Consider the following 17,408-nt stretch of genomic DNA (forward strand, 5'->3'; position numbering starts at 1 on the left):
TTCTCAGTCTCCCTGTGTCACTTCTCTACGTACCGCAGCGAGCGCAGGCCGCGCTCCAGATGCCAGTGCAGATAGGCGGACACCAGCCCGCTCCCCTCCCTGACATGGCGCGCCTCGCACGCGTCCGCCGTCGCCCAGTCGCCGCTGAGCAGCGCGCTCAGCAGGGCCAGGGCCTGTGCCGAGGGTACGACGCTGCCGGGCACCCGGCAGTCACCGCATATGACGCCCCCCGCCGCGACGGAGAAGAACCGGTTCGGACCGGGCATTCCGCACTTGGCGCAGTCCTCGAAGCTGGGCGCGTACCCGTTGACCGCGAGCGAGCGCAGCAGGAACGCGTCCAGGATCAGATGGGGGGCGTGCTCGCCCCGGGCGAGGGTGCGCAGGCCGCCGACGAGCAGCAGATACTGCTGGACGGCCGGTTCGCCCTCGTGGTCGGTGAACCGCTCGGCGGTCTCCAGCATCGCGGTGCCCGCGGTGTAGCGGGCGTAGTCGGCGACGATGCCGCCGCCGTACGGCGCGATCGTCTCGCTCTGGGTGCAGAGCGGCAGCCCGCGGCCGACCAGCTCGCTGCCGCGCGCGAAGAACTGCACGTCGACGTGGGAGAAGGGCTCCAGACGGGCGCCGAACTTGGACTTGGTGCGGCGCACCCCGCGGGCGACGGCGCGCACCCGGCCGTGGCCGCGGGTCAGGATCGTGATGATCCGGTCGGCCTCGCCCAGTTTCTGCGTACGCAGCACGATGCCGTCGTCCCGGAACAAGCTCATGGGCCCATTGTCGCCCACCGGGCCGCCCGGGCGGGGGCCGCTGCCGAGAAGGCGTTACGAGGGCGTACGGGCGGCCGCCGCCAGCAGGCGGGCGGTGTCGTCGGCGGGCAGCTGGAGGGCGCTGCCGACGGTGGTCAGCACCTGGCGCTCGGCGGCGCAGTAGGGGCCGTCGGCCAGCGCGATGCGGGCGCCCTGGAGGAGGACGGACTCGCGGCCGGCGGTGGCCAGGTGCGGGGCGAGCGGGGCCAGCACCTCGTGCAGCTCGATGGCGAGGGTCGGGCCGCAGGCCTCGGCGGCCGGGTCGGTGCCGGAGCCGCGTCCGGTGTCGGCGGCCAGCACCTCGACGACGGTGAACAGCTGCTCCTGGGTGCAGTCGTCGAGCCCGGCGTCGCGCACGGTGGCGACGGCGGCCTCCAGGACCGTACGGGAGGTGGTGCCACCGGCCGCGAGGACGGCCAGAGTGACGGTGTGGACGGCCTCGCGGAGCATCGCGGAGAACCGGGTGGTGGTGGGGTGGTCCAGGGCCTCGGGGGCGTAGCGGGCGAGGCAGGCGGCGCACTCGACGACGGGCTCGGTCTCGCCCCGGCGGACCAGCGGGACGCCGAGGACGGTGAGACGGCGGCGGCCGGTGAGCCGGCGGTAGTTGCGGTCGCCCCCGCAGCCGGGGCAGAAGAAGGAGCCGTCGCCGACGGCGTTCCAGACGGTGCGTACGCCGCAGAGGACCGGCCTCAGAGCGCGTTGTCCTTTGGCTGACCGCACGTCGCACACCTCCGTAACGCTCCGGCAACATTGCCGTGTGTTGGACGTGATGTTAGCCACATGCGTGATGTGACGTCAGCCTCTGGGACGTCACAACCCTCGGATATGGCCGAACCCCGACCGCCCAAAGCGGGCGATCGGGGTCAGGAGTGCCGTTCGGGCGTCAGCGGGCCGCGCGGTTGACCGCGGAGACGACCGCCTTCAGTGAGGCGCGGGTGGTGTTGGCGTCGATGCCGATGCCCCACAGGACCTTGCCGTCGATCGCGCACTCGATGTACGAGGCGGCCTGGGCGGAGGCGCCCTCGCTCATCGTGTGCTCGGTGTAGTCCAGCAGCCGGGCGTCGATGCCGATGGCCTGCAGCGCTTCGAAGAACGCGGAGATCGGACCGTTGCCGGAGCCGGTCAGGACGGTGTCGACGCCGTCCACGACCGCCTCGACGGTCAGGGTGTCGGTGCCGTCGGTGTCGGAGGTGGTCTGGCCGGAGCGCAGCTGGATGCGGCCCCAGGCGTTGTCCGGGTTCGGCAGGTACTCGTCCCGGAAGGTGGTCCAGATCTGCGCCGGCGTGACCTCGCCGCCCTCGGCGTCGGTCTTGGCCTGAATGATCCGGGAGAACTCGATCTGCATCCGGCGCGGCAGGTCCAGCTTGTGGTCGTTCTTCAGGACGTACGCGATACCGCCCTTGCCGGACTGCGAGTTGACGCGGATGACGGCCTCGTAGGAGCGGCCGACGTCCTTCGGGTCGATCGGCAGGTACGGCACGGCCCACTCGATGTCGTCGACCGTCTTCCCCTGGGACGCCGCGTCCTTCTCCATCGCGTCGAAGCCCTTCTTGATGGCGTCCTGGTGGGAGCCGGAGAAGGCGGTGTAGACCAGATCGCCCGCGTAGGGGTGGCGCGGGTGGATCTCCATCTGGTTGCAGTACTCGCTGGTGCGGCGGATCTCGTCGATCTGCGAGAAGTCGATCTGCGGGTCGACGCCCTGGGAGAACAGGTTCATGCCCAGGGTGACCAGGTCGACGTTGCCGGTGCGCTCGCCCTGGCCGAACAGACAGCCCTCGATACGGTCGGCGCCGGCCATGATGGCCAGCTCGGCGGCGGCGACGGCGGTGCCCCGGTCGTTGTGCGGGTGGACGGACAGGCAGACGTGCTCGCGGCGGGTCAGGTTGCGGGACATCCACTCGAAGCGGTCCGCGTGGGTGGAGGGCGTGGAACGCTCCACGGTGGCGGGCAGGTTGAGGATGATCTCGCGGCCCTCCTCCGGCTGCCACACGTCGCAGACGGCCTCGCAGACCTCCAGGGCGAAGTCCAGCTCGGTGTCGGTGAAGATCTCCGGGCTGTACTGGTAGCCGAAGACCGTCTCGGGGCCCAGGATCTTCTCGGCGTACTCCATGACCAGCCGGGTGCCGTCCACCGCGATCTGCTTGACCTCCTCGCGCGAGCCGCGGAAGACGACCCGGCGGAAGGTGGGGGCGGTGGCGTTGTACAGGTGGACGGTGGCCCGGCGCGCGCCGACCAGCGACTCCACGGTGCGCTCGATCAGCTCCTCGCGGGCCTGCGTCAGGACGGAGATCGTCACGTCCTCGGGGATCGCGCCCTCTTCGATGATGGAGCGGACGAAGTTGAAGTCGGTCTCGCCGGAGGACGGGAAGCCGACCTCGATCTCCTTGTAGCCCATCTTCACCAGCAGGTCGAACATCTCGCGCTTGCGGGCCGGGGACATCGGGTCGATCAGGGCCTGGTTGCCGTCGCGCAGATCGGTGGACAGCCAGCGGGGCGCCACGGTGATCCGGTTGTCGGGCCAGGTGCGGTCGGCGATGTCGACGGCCTCGTAGCCGCGGTACTTGTGGACCGGCATCCCGGACGGCTTCTGCAGCTGCGTCGCGTTGGTGATCGGGGTGGGGCGGCCGACAGAATCACCGGCAGGGTTCACGGTGTTACCGGCGGGATTCACGGTGGTCATGGCGTAGGGCTCCTCGGTCCAGCGGGTGTCGGCCGACTGTGTCGCTGCAGCACCAGACTCCGCGGGGAGGGGGTCGGCCTACGACTACAGGCCCTCGCCGCGGCAGCTAAGGAGAAGCAGCCCGAAACGCATGATGCGACGAGCGTAACCGAGTGTGGCCCGTGGTGTCGGTCCGTATCAGTATGCGGGACCGGACATCGATGACGGGTAAACAGTGACTCATCACTCCATTTCGTCAATCATCGTCGCAACCAGTGACAGGACGGTGACGGAGTGCCACAGTCGATGTATGCACCTTCGAACCGACGGTGAGTTCCACCCCGTCTTCTGCACCATCGTTCCGCCCCACGTCCTCGATCACCTGTCCCGGTCCGCCGACACCCGGCTCGCGGATCCGGCCCGCCGCACCCTGGAGGCGGACGGCCTGCGCCGCAACCGCCGCCGGATGACGGCGCTCGCCGCCGCCCCGGCCGCACCGACCGCGGGCGCGGTGCCGACCAAGCCCCACCGCACCCTGTACGACTGCGGGAACGGCACCACTCTGCCCGGCGCCAAGGTCCGCGACGAGGGCGACAAGCCCACGTCGGACGCCAGCGTCAACCGCGCGTACGCCGGCCTCGGCGCCACCTTCGAGCTGCTGCTCTCGGCGTACGGGCGCAGCTCGATCGACGGCAAGGGCCTGCCGCTGATCGGCTCCGTGCACTACGGCGAGGAGTACAACAACGCGTTCTTCGACGGCGAGCAGATGGTCTTCGGGGACGGCGACGGCGAGATCTTCCTCGACTTCACCGTCGCGGTCGACGTGATCGCCCACGAGCTGGCCCACGGCCTGACGCAGTACACCGCCAACCTGCGCTACGAGGGCCAGTCCGGCGCGCTCAACGAGTCCGTGTCCGACGTCATCGGCTCGCTGGTCAAGCAGTACTCGCTGGGCCAGAGCGCGGAACAGGCCGACTGGCTGATCGGGGCCGGACTGCTGGCGCCCCGGGTCAGCGGCGACGCGCTGCGCTCGATGAAGGCCCCGGGCACGGCGTACGACGACGACGTCCTCGGCAAGGACCCGCAGCCGGCCTCCATGGACGACTACATCGAGACGGCGGAGGACAACGGCGGGGTCCACCTCAACTCCGGCATCCCCAACCGCGCGTTCTACCTCCTGGCCACCGCGCTGGGCGGCAATTCCTGGGAGCGCGCCGGGCAGATCTGGTTCGACGTGCTGACCGGCGGCGAGCTGACGGCGAACGCGGACTTCGCGGAGTTCGCCCGGCTGACGGTCACAGCGGCGGGCGACCGCTTCGGCGAGGGCGACGAGCGGGAGGCGGTGCTCAAGGCCTGGTCGGAGGTGGGCGTTCCGACCCGGGCGTGAACCGGCCGCCGAGGAGGCGGGGTTGAGTGCGGTCACGGCCCCCGATAGACAGGACCCCATGCGTATTCAGGTCAGCCGGACCGGCGGCTTCGCCGGCATCGCCCGCCGCCATGAGGTCGACACCGAGGGCCGGGCGGACGCCGCCGAGTGGCAGGCGCTCGTGAAGGACGTGCTCGGCTCGGCGCGGGACGCCCCACCGACCGGGGTGCCGGACGGCTTCCGGTACGCGATCACGGTCGACGGCCGCACCGTGTACTGCGCTGACCCCGATCTGACCGGGGCGCAGCGCACGCTGATCTCACGCGTCCTCAAGGAGGGCGCGTGAGATCGGCCCCCGGCCCGTGAAGGGCTAGAACCCGAGCTTGCGCAGCTGCTTGGGATCGCGCTGCCAGTCCTTGGCGACCTTCACATGCAGGTCCAGGAAGACCGGCGTGCCGAGCAGCGCCTCGATGTGCTTGCGGGACTTGGTGCCGACGTCCTTCAGCCGCTGGCCCTTCGGGCCGATGATGATGCCCTTCTGGCTGGGGCGCTCGATGTAGACGTTGGCGTGGATGTCCAGCAGCGGCTTGCCCGCCGGACGGTTCTCGCGGGGCAGCATTTCCTCGACGACGACCGCGATGGAGTGCGGCAGCTCGTCGCGTACGCCTTCCAGCGCGGCCTCGCGGATCAGCTCCGCGACCATGACCATCTCCGGCTCGTCGGTGAGGTCGCCCTCCGGGTAGAGCGGCGGGCTCTCCGGGAGCAGCGGGGCGATGAGGTCGGCCAGCAGGCCCACCTGCTGGTCCTTGACCGCCGAGACCGGAATGATCTCGGCCCACTCGAAGCCCAGCTCGTCGGCGAGCGCGGAGACGGCGAGAAGCTGTTCGGCCAGCGCCTTGGACTCGACCAGGTCGGTCTTGGTGATGATGGCGATCTTGGGGGTCTTCTTGATCCCCGCGAGCTCCTTGACGATGTACTTGTCGCCGGGGCCGAGCTTCTGGTCGGCGGGCAGGCAGAAGCCGATGACGTCGACCTCGGCCCAGGTCGTCCGCACGACGTCGTTGAGCCGCTCGCCCAGCAGCGTGCGCGGCTTGTGGAGGCCGGGGGTGTCGACCAGGATCAGCTGCGCGTCGTCACGGTGCACGATGCCGCGCACCGTGTGCCGGGTGGTCTGGGGGCGGTTGGAGGTGATCGCCACCTTCTGACCGACGAGAGCGTTCGTGAGGGTGGACTTGCCGGCGTTGGGGCGGCCCACGAAGCAGGCGAAGCCTGCCCGGTGGGGGGAGGTGGTCTCCGCTTGCGGGGCAGCGGATTCTTGGTTCGGTCGAGCGCTCATGGCGACCATTCTCCCCGATCCCGGCGGCGCTCTCGTACAGCGGTACGCCGGGACGCGCCGGAGGGCCGGGCGGAACGGCCGCCGGAGCGGTCGTTCAGCCGGCCGTGACGCGTACGCGCAGCGTGCCGTCCGGGGCCGCGAGCAGCACCGGCGTGTCCGGTCCGCCGAGGTCCCGCACCGCGGCCCGGTCGTCGTCCGAGGGCGTCTCGGCGGCGGAGACGACCGCTGCCGCCTCCAGCGAGGTGGCGCCGCTGGCCACCGCCATGGCGACGGCCGTCTGCAACGCGCTGAGCTTCAGCGACTCCAGCGCCACCGTGCCCGCGACATACGTACGTCCGGTCTCGTCGCGTACGGCCGCGCCCTCGGGCACACCGTTGCGGGCGCGGGCGCTGCGCGCCAGAGTGACGATCTTGCGGTCCTCGGCGTCGAGGCCGGTGGTGTCGGTCATGGCACGAGCATACGAAGCGGGCGGCGGGCCGGCCGAGCGGGTCACCCCGGCACCGGATACATCGAGCCGCGCCGGCCCTCGGGCGAGGCGAGCCACTGGAGCCTGGCCTCGCAGCCGGTGTCGGGCAGCGGGGTGTGCAGCACGATCGCCAGGTCCGGCCGGGCCGGCACCCGCAGCTGGGTGGCCTCCAGGACCAGACGGCCGACGAGCGGGTGCTCGACCTCCTTGCGGTTCTGCCCGGCGGGGGCGATGTCGCGCCGCTCCCACAGTTCGGCGAAGAGCGGGCTGACCGCCCTGGCCTCCTCGACGACCGCCCGGAACCCGTCGTCCTCCGGACACTCCGAGCAGGCCGCCCGGAACTGGGCCACCACCTGCGGGGCGAGCGCGTCCCAACTCGCCCCGGTGCGGGAGCGGTAGACGGGGTCGGTGAAGAAGGCGATCAGACAGTTCTGCCGGATGTCCGGGCGCATGCCGAGGACCGCGGCGGCCGCGTCGTTGTACAGGACGGTGTTCCAGTACCGGTCCATGATGTGGGCCGGGTACGGCATCCAGGCGTCGATGAGCCGGGTCAGCCCCTCGCACATGTCGGCGTCGGCCGGATCGACCTCGGCCGGCGGCGGGTTCAGCCCGGCCAGTACGTACAGATGGCGGCGCTCGGCGCTCCGGAGCCGCAGCACGCGGGCAACGGAGTCCAGCACCTGCGGGGAGACGGTGATGTCGCGGCCCTGCTCCAGCCACTGGTACCAGGAGACGCCGACTCCGGCGAGGACCGCGACCTCCTCGCGGCGCAGGCCCGGGGTGCGGCGGCGGGCGCCGCCGTCCGGCAGGCCCGCTTCGGCCGGGGTGACGCGGGCCCGGCGGCTCATCAGGAACTCGCGCAGTTCGGCGAGGCGGTGCGCCTTCGTGTCGTCCGTCGCCTGCCGGGCCGGTGTGGCCACGTACTCCCCCTGTGTCCGTGCGTGCGCCTGCCTGGTGGTGCGGGCAACAGGATAAGTTCCCGCTCCCCACGGTTATTCCGGCCGCCGCAGGGTGGACCGCATGGCGATCGAATCCCCTTCCACCTCTGCTTCTTCCTCTGTGGCTTCCGCTTCGGCTTCCGTGCCGCCCCGGCTCTCCGGCCGGGCCCGGCTGGTCCTCTTCGTGCTGTGCGCCGCCCAGTTCATGGTGGCCCTCGACTTCTCCGTGCTGAACGTGGCGCTGCCCGTGCTCGGCAAGGACCTGGGGCTGAGCACCACGGGCCTCCAGTGGGCCATCACCGCGTTCGCGCTGCCGTCGGGGGGCTTCCTGCTGCTGTTCGGGAGGATCGCCGATCTGTACGGGCGGCGCCGGCTGTTCCTCACCGGGCTCACCGTCTTCGGCGCCTCGTCCCTGCTGGCGACGCTGGCCTGGGACCCGGCCTCCTTCCTCGCCGGGCGGGCGCTCCAGGGGCTGGGGGCTGCGGTCATCGTGCCGACCGGGATGTCCCTGCTGACCACCACGTTCCCGGAGGGGCCGCTGCGTGACCGGGCGCTCGGGATCAGCGGCACGCTGCTCTCGCTCGGCTTCACGGTGGGCATGGTCGCGGGCGGCGTCCTGACGGACACGCTGGGCTGGCGCTCCACGATGGGCCTGCTGGCGCTGGCCTCGCTCGTGGTGCTGGCGGTGGCCCCGAAGGTGCTGGAGGAGTCGCGCACGGTGGACCGGCCCCGGCTGGACGTGCCGGGCGCGGTGAGCGTCACCGGCGGTCTGCTGGCGCTGATCTACGCCCTGACCACGGCGGCGGAGCGCGGCTTCGGCGGCGCGGACGTGCTGGTCACGCTGGTCCTCGGGGTCGCTCTGCTCGCCGCGTTCGTCGTGGTGGAGTCCCGCTCGGCGGCCCCGCTGGTGTCGCTGCCGATGCTGCGGCGGCGGACGGTGGCGTTCGGCAACCTCGGCGGTCTGATGACCTTCTCGATGATGAGCACGGTCGTCTTCGTGCTGACCCTGTACCTCCAGGAGGTTCTGGACCTCTCGCCGTTCGCCACCGGGCTGGTCTTCGGTGCGCAGGGCGCGCTGTCGGTGGTGGCCGGGATGTACGCGCCGAAGGTGATCGGCCGGATCGGCGCACGCCGCACCCTGGCGCTGTCGCTGCTCGGCCAGGGCCTGTTCATCGGCGCGCTGCTGGGCCTGGGCACGGAGTCGGGCGTGTGGCTGGCCACGGCGGCGGTGTCGTTGGCGAGCATGTGCCACCTGGGCGCGATCATCGCGTACGGACTGACCGTGACCTCCGGCATCCCGAACGAGCAGCAGGGCCTGGCCACGGGTCTGGTCACCACGACCCAGCAGGTGGGCCTGACGGTCGGCATCCCGCTGCTGGGAGTGCTGGCCACGACGCAGGACACGCTGTTCGACGGCGTACGGACGGTGGTGGCGGTCGCCGCGGTGATCCTGCTGGCGGCGGGCGCGGCGGTGGCGACGGGGCTGCGCCGCGGCTGACCTTCCTGCCGGTACGAGGACGGGCCCGCTCCCCACGGGGGAGGAGCGGGCCCGTTCGCGTACGCGTCCTACGGCCGGTCCAGCCGCAGCCGCTCCGCCTTCGGGAGACCGGCGACCACCAGGTCGTAGGAGTCCTCGATCATTTCGCGCAGCAGCCGGTCCGGGACGCCGGAGACGGTGACCGTGTTCCAGTGGCGCTTGTTCATGTGCCAGCCGGGCACGATCGCGGGGTGCGTCCCGCGCAGCCGGATCGCCTCGTCGGGATCGCACTTGAGGTTGACCGTGAGCGGCCGCCCGTCCAGCGCGGTGAGGGCGAACAGCTTGCCGAGCACCTTGAACACGGAGGTCTCCGGGCCGAACGGGAACTCCTCCACGCTCGCGTTGAACTCCAGGCAGAACGCCCGCAGCCGCTCCGGCGTCATACCGCTTCCTTCTCCTCGGTCTCCTGGTGCTCCGGCTCCACGAGCACCGTGACGATCTTGTTCCGGCGGCCGGCCGGGGACTCGGCGGTGAGGCGGAGCCTGCGGCCGTCGGGCAGCTCGACCGTGGCCGAGGCGCCGGCGATCGGGACCCGGCCGAGCGCCTTGGCGAGCAGACCGCCGACGGTCTCCACGTCCTCGTCGTCGTACTCGTCGAGGTCGAAGAGGTCGCCGAGGTCCCCGATGTCGAGCCGGGCGGTGACCCGGTAGCAGCCGTTCTCCAGCTCCTGGACGGGCGGCAGCTCCCGGTCGTACTCGTCGGTGATCTCGCCGACGATCTCCTCCAGGATGTCCTCGATGGTGACGATGCCCGCGGTGCCGCCGTACTCGTCGATGACGACCGCGACGTGGCTGCGGTCCTGCTGCATCTCGCGGAGCAGGTCACCGGCGTTCTTGGTGTCGGGGACGAAGGCGGCCGGGCGCATCGCGGTGGAGACCGGGTCGGCCTCGGACTCGCGGTTGATGTGCGTCTTGCGGACCAGGTCCTTGAGATAGACGATCCCGACGACGTCGTCCTCGTTCTCGCCGGTGACCGGGATCCGGGAGAAGCCGGAGCGCAGGGCGAGGGTGAGGGCCTGGCGGATCGTCTTGTAGCGCTCGATGGAGACGAGGTCGGTGCGCGGCACCATGACCTCGCGGACCAGGGTGTCGCCCAGCTCGAAGACGGAGTGCACCATGCGGCGCTCGTCGTCCTCGATGAGCGACTCCGCCTCGGCGAGGTCGACCATCGCGCGCAGCTCGGCCTCGCTGGCGAACGGGCCCTTGCGGAACCCCTTGCCCGGGGTCAGGGCGTTGCCGACGAGGATCAGCAGCTGCGGGATCGGGCCCATGATCCTGGCCAGCGGCAGCAGCACGTACGCCGATGCCGTGGCCGTGTTCAGCGGGTGCTGGCGGCCGATGGTGCGCGGGGAGACGCCGATGGCGACGTAGGAGACGAGGACCATCACGCCCATCGCGACGGCCAGCGCCTCCCAGGTCTCGGGAAACTCCTGGAGACAGGCGTACGTGACGAGGACTCCGGCCGACATCTCGCAGGCGACCCGCACCAGCAGGGCGACGTTGAGATAGCGGGTCGGGTCGGCGGCGATCTGCGCGAGCTTCGCGCTGCCGCGCCGCCCGGACCGGACCGCCTCGTCCGCCCGGAAGCTGGAGGTGCGGGCGATGCCGGCCTCCGCGCAGGCGGCCAGCCAGCCGATCATGACCAGCAGAACCGCGCCGACGATCAGCGGCGCGCTCACGAGACGGTGGGGGCCGGGGACGCGCCGGTGAGCCCGTGCTCCCCGCGCCAGCCGTCCACGATGGCGGCCTGGAGGCCGAACATCTCGGCCTTCTCGTCCGGCTCCTCGTGGTCGTACCCCAGCAGATGCAGCACTCCGTGGACGGTCAGGAGCTGGAGCTCCTCGTCCATGGAGTGCTGCGTCGGGGCCTCTTCGCCCTGCTTCTTCGCGACCTCCGGGCAGAGCACGATGTCACCGAGGAGCCCCTGCGGGGGCTCCTCGTCGTCCTTGGCCGGCGGACGCAGCTCGTCCATCGGGAAGGACATGACATCGGTCGGACCGGGAAGGTCCATCCACTGGATGTGCAGCTGCTCCATGGCGTCGGTGTCCACCACGATCACCGAGAGCTCGGACAGCGGGTGGATCCGCATCCGGGCCAGTGCGTAGCGGGCGATGTCGAGGATCGCCTGCTCGTCGACCTCGGTTCCGGACTCGTTGTTGACGTCGATCGACATGGTGCGCTGCGACTACTTCCCTTTTCGACGGTCGCGTCGGCCGTCCTGGCGGTCTTCCGCCCGACCGTCCTGCTGACCGTTTCGGCTGTCGTACTTCTCGTACGCGTCGACGATACGGCCGACGAGCTTGTGCCGGACGACATCCTGGGAGGTGAGGCGCGAGAAGTGCACGTCGTCCAGGCCCTCCAGGATCTCCTGGACCTGCCGCAGCCCGCTCTTGGTGCCGCTCGGCAGGTCGACCTGGGTGATGTCACCGGTGATGACGATCTTGGAGTCGAAGCCGAGGCGGGTGAGGAACATCTTCATCTGCTCGGCGCTGGTGTTCTGCGCCTCGTCGAGGATGATGAACGCGTCATTCAAGGTCCTGCCACGCATGTACGCCAGCGGCGCGACCTCGATCGTGCCCGCCGCCATCAGCCGCGGGATCGAGTCGGGGTCGAGCATGTCGTGCAGGGCGTCGTAGAGCGGACGCAGATACGGGTCGATCTTGTCGAACAGGGTGCCCGGCAGGAAGCCGAGCCGCTCCCCCGCCTCGACCGCGGGCCGGGTCAGGATGATCCGGCTGACCTGCTTGGACTGGAGCGCCTGGACCGCCTTGGCCATGGCGAGGTAGGTCTTGCCCGTACCGGCGGGACCGATGCCGAACACGATCGTGTGCTCGTCGATCGCGTCCACGTACCGCTTCTGGTTGAGCGTCTTGGGGCGGATGGTGCGGCCGCGGTTGGAGAGGATGTTCTGCGTGAGCACCTCGGCCGGCGTCTCGCCCTGCGGCTCTCCCTGTCCGTTGCCGGCCGCCCTGAGCATGGCGATCGACCGTTCCACTGCGTCCTCCGTCATCGGCGCTCCGGTGCGGAGCACGAGCATCATCTCGTCGAACAGGCGTTGGATGAGAGCGACGTCGGCGGCCTCGCCCGTGGCACTGATCTCGTTGCCCCGGACATGGATGTCGGCCGCCGGGAAAGCCTCTTCGATCACGCGCAACAGCGAGTCGCCCGATCCGAGGAGCATCACCATGGGGTGTGCGGCCGGGATCTTGATCTGGGCACGCGCCTGCGGCTGTGTGGGTGACTGAGTCATGGGCCGGCCCTCGGGCCTGCGCATACCTCCCGTTGCAGGGTTCTCGCTGCTCGACAACCTCTGGATTACCAAGCCTACGACCTGGCGCTGACAACACAGAGTGCTTTTACCGCCCGTGTGTGCGACCCGGGCGGCCGCGGTGCACGGCCCGGCCGGCGCCCGCTCACTGGCGGAAGCCGATCGTGGGCACCGCGCGCCGCAGCGGCCAGGCGCGGGCCGTGGTGGGCAGGAGGTCGTCCAGGAAGGCGTAGCGCTCCAGGGCGGCCGGGTCCTGGCCCGCGCAGGTGCGGATCCGCTGCCACCAGGCGGCGACCTCGGCCCAACCGGGGGCGGAGAGCGAGCCGCCGAACTCCTGCACCGAGAGGGCGGCGGTGAGTCCGGCGAAGGCGAGCCGGTCGGCGAGCGGCCAGTCGGCGAGGGTGCCGGTCACGAAACCGGCGACGAACACATCCCCGGCGCCGGTCGGATCGAGCGCCTCCACCTCGATGGCGGGCACGGCCGCGGCGGCGCCGGTGCGCCCGTCGACGGCGTACGCGCCCTCGGCGCCCAGGGTGACCACGGCGAGCGGGACGCGTTCGGCGAGCGCGTGGGCGGCGGCGCGCGGGCAGTCGGTACGGGTGTAGCGCATCGCCTCCTCGGCGTTGGGCAGGAACGCCTCGCAGTGCGCCAGGTCGGGCAGGGCGTCCAGGTCCCAGCGGCCGGTCTCGTCCCAGCCGACGTCGGCGAAGATCAGCGCGCCGTCCCGGGCGGCGGTGGCCACCCAGGGTTCGGCCCGGCCCGGGGCGAGCGAGGCGATCGCGGCCCGGGCACGCGGCGGACAGTGCGGGAAGGCCGGGCCGGGCGCGGCGGGTTCGGGCGCGGCGGGTTCGGACGCGGGGGCCGCGCCTCGCGCAGGCCCGGTGGCCCCCGTGGGCGCCGGGGCCTCGTGGCCGTGGGAGACCATCGTGCGCTCGCCCTCGTACGCCATCGAGACGGTGACCGGCGAGTGCCAGCCGGGGACGGTGTGCGACATCGACAGGTCGATGTGCTCGCCCTGCTCCAGGGCGTCCCAGCAGTACTCCCCGTAGTGGTCGTCGCCGAAGGCCGCGGCGAGCGAGGTGCGCAGCCCGAGGCGGGCGAGGGCGGTGGCCATGTTGGCGACGCCGCCCGGGCTGGATCCCATCCCCCGGGCCCAGGACTCGGTACCGCGCACGGGCGCGCTGTCCAGGCCGGTGAAGATGATGTCGAGGAAGACCGTGCCCGTCAGGAAGACGTCGCAGGCGGGGTCGCGAGGGGCGCGCAGCGCCAGCAGCGGGTCGATGCCCGGAGTCTCTGTGCTCACCGTGCGCTCCCGGGGTCGTGCGGCGGATCTCGGCCGGATCCGGACCGTGTGAGATGCGGCCAGTCTGCCCGATCGGCACAGGGGAACGCAGTGTCCGCGCCCATGTGTTCGCAGCACGTCTGACCTGCATAAACATGCGCTAATACCCGGGACTTCCCTGCATAAACGCATAAGTGACCCAGATCACATCGGGGCGGCTTTCGAGGAGCCGGGAGCGCTTGATACAAATTGCCCCGCGAGCACCTTCGGGCACGTTGTCCGACGAGAGCCGCAATCTCCTGGCATATCGCCTTACCTCCGCAGTACCCGCATGCCCTCCCGCAGTACCCCCATGCCTTCCCGCAGTACCCCTCCCCGCTCCTCCCCGCTCTTCTCTCCTCCCCGCGTCTTCTCCCCCTCCCCTCCCCTGCCTGCTCAGGCATGTCTTCAGGAACGCCCATGTCCTCGCGCCCCGGTGCCGCGTGGCCCCTGGTTGCCGTCTTCACCGCCGGCTACCTCGCCTCCTACCTCCTCCCCACCGTCGTCGGCCGGCTCAGCGCCCATCTCGGGCTGAGTCCCGCCCAGGCGGGTCTGGTCGGCAGTGCTCTGCTCCTCAGTTCGGCCGGCGCCGGCTTCACCCTGGCGGGCCGGGTCGAGCGGTACGGGGCACGCACCCCCGCCCGCGCCGGGCTGCTGCTGGCCGCCATCGGCTACGGCTGTGCCGCGCTCGCCGGGTCCGTACCCCTGGTGGTGCTCGGCGTGGTGGTCGGCGGCTTCGGCTCGGGTACGGCGACGGCGGTCGCCGCGGCCGGGATCGCCGCCCGGCGCGACCCGCACCGGACGTCCTCGCTCGGGCTGCTCACCGTGTCCGCCACGGCGGGCGTCCTCTATCTGACGATCCCCCACCTCGGCGGCGGCCACCGGCTCCCGTTCGCCGCGATCGCCCTGGTGGCCCTGCTCGTCTGGCCCGCGACCGCCCGGCTCGGCGGTGCGACGACGGCCGAGGAGACCTCCTCTCCGGTCACCGGCCGGCTCCCGCACCGCCGTTCCGGGCTCGTCCTGGCGGGCGGCATGCTCGTCTGGTCCATGGCGCAGAACGCGCTGTGGGGTGTGAGCAGCCGCATCGGCATCACACAGGCGGGACTGACCGAGGTCACCGTCGGCGCCGTCTTCGCCGCCGCCCTCGGCGCGGGTCTGCTGGGCGTCATGGGCGCCGGGCTGCTCGGCGCCCGACTCGGCCGGGCGGTGCCGATCGGGCTGGGGACCGTGGTCATCGCGGCGAGCATCGTGCTCAGCTCCTCGGCCCGGGACCTCGGTTCGTTCGCGACCGGCGAGGTGCTGTGGAACGCCTTCTACCCGGTGGTCCTCTCCTACCTCATCGGGCTCGCCGCCTCCCTGGACGTACGCGGCCGCTGGGCGGTGCTGGCGGGCTCCGCCTCCTCCGTGGGGGTGGCCTGCGGTCCGCTGCTGGGCAGCGTGCTCTCCGAGGAGGCCGGCTATCCGGTGATGGGGCTGATCCTGGGGGCGGCCACCCTGCTGGTCGCCGCGCCGGTGACGGCCGTGGCGCTGCACACCGGTGGCCGTCCGCTGGTGCCCGGTTCGGTGCGCCGTCGCGGTGGCGCCCCGGCCGCCCTGCTCGCCGCCACCACCGGCGGCGGCCTGTCCGGCGCGGTGCCGAAGCTCGGTTCGCCGGAGCAGGCCGTCACGGAGCTGCGCGTACCGGCCCTGCGGCGCAGGCGGCTGGTGCGCAGCGCGATCCGGACGGCCGGTCCGGACGGCGGCTCCGGTCAGTCGAACGCGTACGCCTCGACCTCGGACAGATAGCGCGCCCTGCGCTCCTCGTCGTGGTCGAGGAAGGCCGCCTCGAAGGAGTTGCGGGCCAGGGTGCGCAGGTGCTCCGGGTCGAGGGCGAGCGCGTCCCGTACGGCGTCGAAGTTGTCCCCGGCGTACCCGCCGAAGTAGGCGGGGTCGTCGGAGTTGACCGTGCAGAGCAGGCCCGCCGCCATCATCCGCGGCAGCGGGTGGTCGGCGAGCTTGTCGACCGTGCGCAGCCGTACGTTGGAGAGCGGGCAGAGCGTGAGCGGCACCCGGTCGGCGACCAGCCGTGCCACCAGCTCCGGGTCCTCCAGGCAGCGCAGCCCGTGGTCGATCCGCTCGACGCCGAGGACGTCCAGGGCCTCCCGGATGTACTCCGGCGGGCCCTCCTCCCCCGCGTGGGCCACCTTGCGCAGGCCGAGGGCGGCGGCCTCCTCGTACACCGCGCGGAACTTGGCGGGCGGGTGGCCGACCTCGGCGGAGTCCAGGCCGATCGCGCTGATCCGGTGCAGATAGGGCTTGGCCGCGTCCAGGGTGCCGAGGGCCGATTCGGCGGACAGGTCGCGCAGGAAGCACATGATCAGCTGGGTGGAGACGCCGTGGGTCTCCTCGCTGCGCTCCAGCGCCCGGCCGATCCCCTCGATGACCGTGCCGATGGGAACGCCCCGGGCGGTGTGGGCCTGCGGGTCGAAGAAGATCTCGGCGTGCCGCACGCCCTGGGCGGCGGCGCGGGCGAGGTAGGCGTCGACGAGTTCGGCGAAGTCCTCCTCGGTGCGCAGGACGGCCATCAGCGCGTAGTAGAGGTCGAGGAAGGACTGGAGGTCCTCGAACTCGTAGGCGGCGCGCAGTTCGTCGGTGGTGGCGTACGGCAGGGTCACTCCGTTGCGCTCGGCGAGCGCGAAGGCCAGCTCGGGTTCGAGGGTGCCTTCGATGTGGAGGTGGAGTTCTGCCTTGGGGAGGTGCACGGTGTCTCGCAAACGGGGGTGGGGGTGGATCAGGGGTGGTGCGGTGGTGTCAGGGGTGGTGCCGGGTGGGCAGGGGGACGCGGATGAGGTCCTGGGCGACGGTGAGTTCGCCGTCGAACCCGGCGGCGCGGGCCTGGGTCTCGAAGCGTTCCGGGTCGTGGTAGCGCTGGGAGAAGTGGGTCAGGACGAGGTGGCGTACGCCTGATTCCTTGGCCACCCGGGCGGCCTGTCCGGCGGTCAGGTGGCCGTGGTCCGTGGCGAGCTTCTCGTCCTCGTCGAGGAAGGTCGACTCGATGACGAGCATGTCGCAGCCCTCGGCGAGCGCGTACACCCCGTCGCAGAGCCGGGTGTCCATGACGAACGCGAACCGCTGCCCACGCCGGTGTTCGGAGACCTGCTCCAGCGTTACGCCTCCGAGTGCGCCCTCACGCTGGAGGCGGCCGACGTCCGGCCCGGCGATCCCGTGCTCCTTGAGGAGGGCGGGCAGCATGCGCCGGGTGTCGGGCTCGGTGAGGCGGTAGCCGTACGACTCGACGGGGTGCGAGAGCTTGTGGCTGTCCAGGGTGTACGAGGCCGTGGTGGCGAGGACCGCGCCGGCTCCGGAGACCGGGGTCTCGGTCAGCTCGACGGTCTCGCGGTAGGCGGTGGCGTACCGCAGCCGGTCGAAGAAGTGCTGCCCGCTCGCCGGGTAGTGCGCGGTCACCGGGTGCGGCACCTGGTCGAGGTTGATCCGCTGGATCACCCCGGCGAGCCCGAGGGAGTGGTCGCCGTGGAAGTGGGTGATGCAGATCCGGTCGATGTCGTGCGCGGCGACCCCGGCCCGCAGCATCTGGCGCTGGGTGCCCTCGCCGGGATCGAAGAGGATGCCCTCGCCGTCCCAGCGCAGCAGATAGCCGTTGTGGTTGCGGTGCCGGGTGGGGACCTGGCTGGCGGTGCCGAGCACCACCAACTCGCGTACGGACATGGGGAGGGGC

17 protein-coding genes are annotated in these 17,408 nt (G+C 71.4%); 4 read left to right on the plus strand and 13 right to left on the minus strand.

The genetic code is table 11. From position 1 onward, the window contains the following. Positions 1 to 17: 17 nt before the first annotated feature. The 3 genes from recO to leuA all read right to left on the minus strand — a co-directional run bounded on the left by recO (position 18) and on the right by leuA (position 3,483). Entirely contained in the window at positions 18 to 764 is a 747-nt protein-coding gene (gene recO, locus ACSMXR_RS10450) for a DNA repair protein RecO (RefSeq protein ID WP_026237355.1), read from the minus strand. Between the two features lie 54 nt (positions 765 to 818). Further along, positions 819 to 1,523, minus strand: coding sequence for a TerB family tellurite resistance protein (locus ACSMXR_RS10455; RefSeq protein WP_218527576.1), 705 nt, complete (start codon positions 1,521 to 1,523; stop codon positions 819 to 821). Between the two features lie 163 nt (positions 1,524 to 1,686). Further along, positions 1,687 to 3,483 carry a 2-isopropylmalate synthase gene (gene leuA, locus ACSMXR_RS10460; RefSeq protein WP_473171703.1) on the minus strand — a complete coding sequence of 599 codons (1,797 nt, stop codon included), beginning with the start codon at positions 3,481 to 3,483 and terminating at the stop codon, positions 1,687 to 1,689. Between the two features lie 289 nt (positions 3,484 to 3,772). On the opposite strand from leuA, the gene ACSMXR_RS10465 reads away from it, so the two are divergent. After that, on the plus strand, positions 3,773 to 4,849 hold the full coding sequence (locus tag ACSMXR_RS10465; RefSeq protein ID WP_137233380.1) for a M4 family metallopeptidase: 1,077 nt from the start codon (positions 3,773 to 3,775) through the stop codon (positions 4,847 to 4,849). Between the two features lie 58 nt (positions 4,850 to 4,907). Continuing rightward, positions 4,908 to 5,174: a protealysin inhibitor emfourin gene (locus ACSMXR_RS10470; RefSeq protein ID WP_218527573.1), complete on the plus strand. Its 267-nt coding sequence runs from the start codon at positions 4,908 to 4,910 to the stop codon at positions 5,172 to 5,174. Between the two features lie 24 nt (positions 5,175 to 5,198). On the opposite strand, the gene era is transcribed toward ACSMXR_RS10470, so the two are convergent. From era to ACSMXR_RS10485, 3 genes are all read right to left on the minus strand, one after another. Further along, positions 5,199 to 6,173: a GTPase Era gene (gene era, locus ACSMXR_RS10475; RefSeq protein WP_473171704.1), complete on the minus strand. Its 975-nt coding sequence runs from the start codon at positions 6,171 to 6,173 to the stop codon at positions 5,199 to 5,201. Positions 6,174 to 6,258: 85 nt separating this feature from the next. Beyond that, the gene (locus tag ACSMXR_RS10480; RefSeq protein WP_473171705.1) at positions 6,259 to 6,612 is read right to left on the minus strand and encodes a cytidine deaminase; all 354 of its coding nucleotides are present in this window, start codon (positions 6,610 to 6,612) and stop codon (positions 6,259 to 6,261) included. Positions 6,613 to 6,653: 41 nt separating this feature from the next. Beyond that, the gene (locus ACSMXR_RS10485; protein ID WP_137233384.1) at positions 6,654 to 7,550 is read right to left on the minus strand and encodes a helix-turn-helix transcriptional regulator; all 897 of its coding nucleotides are present in this window, start codon (positions 7,548 to 7,550) and stop codon (positions 6,654 to 6,656) included. A gap of 100 nt (positions 7,551 to 7,650) precedes the next feature. Here ACSMXR_RS10485 and ACSMXR_RS10490 point away from each other — a divergent pair, with 100 nt between their 5' ends. Beyond that, positions 7,651 to 9,066 carry an MFS transporter gene (locus ACSMXR_RS10490; protein ID WP_473171706.1) on the plus strand — a complete coding sequence of 472 codons (1,416 nt, stop codon included), beginning with the start codon at positions 7,651 to 7,653 and terminating at the stop codon, positions 9,064 to 9,066. A gap of 68 nt (positions 9,067 to 9,134) precedes the next feature. On the opposite strand, the gene ACSMXR_RS10495 is transcribed toward ACSMXR_RS10490, so the two are convergent. The 5 genes from ACSMXR_RS10495 to ACSMXR_RS10515 all read right to left on the minus strand — a co-directional run bounded on the left by ACSMXR_RS10495 (position 9,135) and on the right by ACSMXR_RS10515 (position 13,675). Beyond that, complete coding sequence (locus tag ACSMXR_RS10495) at positions 9,135 to 9,488, minus strand: MmcQ/YjbR family DNA-binding protein (protein ID WP_030077935.1); 354 nt, start codon at positions 9,486 to 9,488, stop codon at positions 9,135 to 9,137. Beyond that, positions 9,485 to 10,783, minus strand: a complete 1,299-nt coding sequence (locus ACSMXR_RS10500; RefSeq protein WP_137233386.1) for a hemolysin family protein — start codon at positions 10,781 to 10,783, stop codon at positions 9,485 to 9,487. Before ACSMXR_RS10500 ends, ACSMXR_RS10495 begins: the two co-directional genes overlap by 4 nt. After that, entirely contained in the window at positions 10,780 to 11,277 is a 498-nt protein-coding gene (ybeY, locus tag ACSMXR_RS10505) for an rRNA maturation RNase YbeY (RefSeq protein ID WP_003969265.1), read from the minus strand. Before ybeY ends, ACSMXR_RS10500 begins: the two co-directional genes overlap by 4 nt. Positions 11,278 to 11,289: 12 nt before the next feature. Beyond that, a complete protein-coding gene (locus ACSMXR_RS10510) occupies positions 11,290 to 12,354 on the minus strand; it encodes a PhoH family protein (RefSeq protein ID WP_381849898.1) in 1,065 nt (354 codons plus the stop codon). 163 nt (positions 12,355 to 12,517) lie between these two features. After that, positions 12,518 to 13,675, minus strand: coding sequence for a carbohydrate kinase family protein (locus ACSMXR_RS10515; RefSeq protein ID WP_364891191.1), 1,158 nt, complete (start codon positions 13,673 to 13,675; stop codon positions 12,518 to 12,520). A 438-nt stretch (positions 13,676 to 14,113) separates the two neighbouring features. Between ACSMXR_RS10515 and ACSMXR_RS10520 the strand changes: the two genes are divergently transcribed. After that, positions 14,114 to 15,478 carry an MFS transporter gene (locus tag ACSMXR_RS10520; RefSeq protein ID WP_381797427.1) on the plus strand — a complete coding sequence of 455 codons (1,365 nt, stop codon included), beginning with the start codon at positions 14,114 to 14,116 and terminating at the stop codon, positions 15,476 to 15,478. Here ACSMXR_RS10520 and ACSMXR_RS10525 read toward each other — a convergent pair. Further along, positions 15,442 to 16,434, minus strand: coding sequence for an adenosine deaminase (locus ACSMXR_RS10525; RefSeq protein WP_473171707.1), 993 nt, complete (start codon positions 16,432 to 16,434; stop codon positions 15,442 to 15,444). The two genes, ACSMXR_RS10520 and ACSMXR_RS10525, sit on opposite strands and share 37 nt — an antisense overlap. 49 nt (positions 16,435 to 16,483) lie before the next feature. After that, positions 16,484 to 17,398, minus strand: coding sequence for a ribonuclease Z (locus ACSMXR_RS10530; protein ID WP_137233390.1), 915 nt, complete (start codon positions 17,396 to 17,398; stop codon positions 16,484 to 16,486). Between the last annotated feature and the right edge of the window lie 10 nt (positions 17,399 to 17,408).

This window comes from Streptomyces sp. DSM 106670, assembly GCF_055792845.1.

Bases quoted from the DNA above. Each gene is read 5' to 3' on its own strand.
- leuA (WP_473171703.1), bottom strand. From the start codon at position 3,483: ATGACCACCGTGAATCCCGCCGGTAACACCGTGAACCCTGCCGGTGAT.
- ACSMXR_RS10510 (WP_381849898.1), bottom strand. From the start codon at position 12,354: ATGACTCAGTCACCCACACAGCCGCAGGCGCGTGCCCAGATCAAGATC.
- ACSMXR_RS10480 (WP_473171705.1), bottom strand. From the start codon at position 6,612: ATGACCGACACCACCGGCCTCGACGCCGAGGACCGCAAGATCGTCACT.
- ACSMXR_RS10495 (WP_030077935.1), bottom strand. From the start codon at position 9,488: ATGACGCCGGAGCGGCTGCGGGCGTTCTGCCTGGAGTTCAACGCGAGC.
- recO (WP_026237355.1), bottom strand. From the start codon at position 764: ATGAGCTTGTTCCGGGACGACGGCATCGTGCTGCGTACGCAGAAACTG.
- ACSMXR_RS10530 (WP_137233390.1), bottom strand. From the start codon at position 17,398: ATGTCCGTACGCGAGTTGGTGGTGCTCGGCACCGCCAGCCAGGTCCCC.
- era (WP_473171704.1), bottom strand. From the start codon at position 6,173: ATGGTCGCCATGAGCGCTCGACCGAACCAAGAATCCGCTGCCCCGCAA.
- ACSMXR_RS10470 (WP_218527573.1), top strand. From the start codon at position 4,908: ATGCGTATTCAGGTCAGCCGGACCGGCGGCTTCGCCGGCATCGCCCGC.
- ACSMXR_RS10465 (WP_137233380.1), top strand. From the start codon at position 3,773: ATGCACCTTCGAACCGACGGTGAGTTCCACCCCGTCTTCTGCACCATC.
- ACSMXR_RS10490 (WP_473171706.1), top strand. From the start codon at position 7,651: ATGGCGATCGAATCCCCTTCCACCTCTGCTTCTTCCTCTGTGGCTTCC.
- ybeY (WP_003969265.1), bottom strand. From the start codon at position 11,277: ATGTCGATCGACGTCAACAACGAGTCCGGAACCGAGGTCGACGAGCAG.
- ACSMXR_RS10520 (WP_381797427.1), top strand. From the start codon at position 14,114: ATGTCCTCGCGCCCCGGTGCCGCGTGGCCCCTGGTTGCCGTCTTCACC.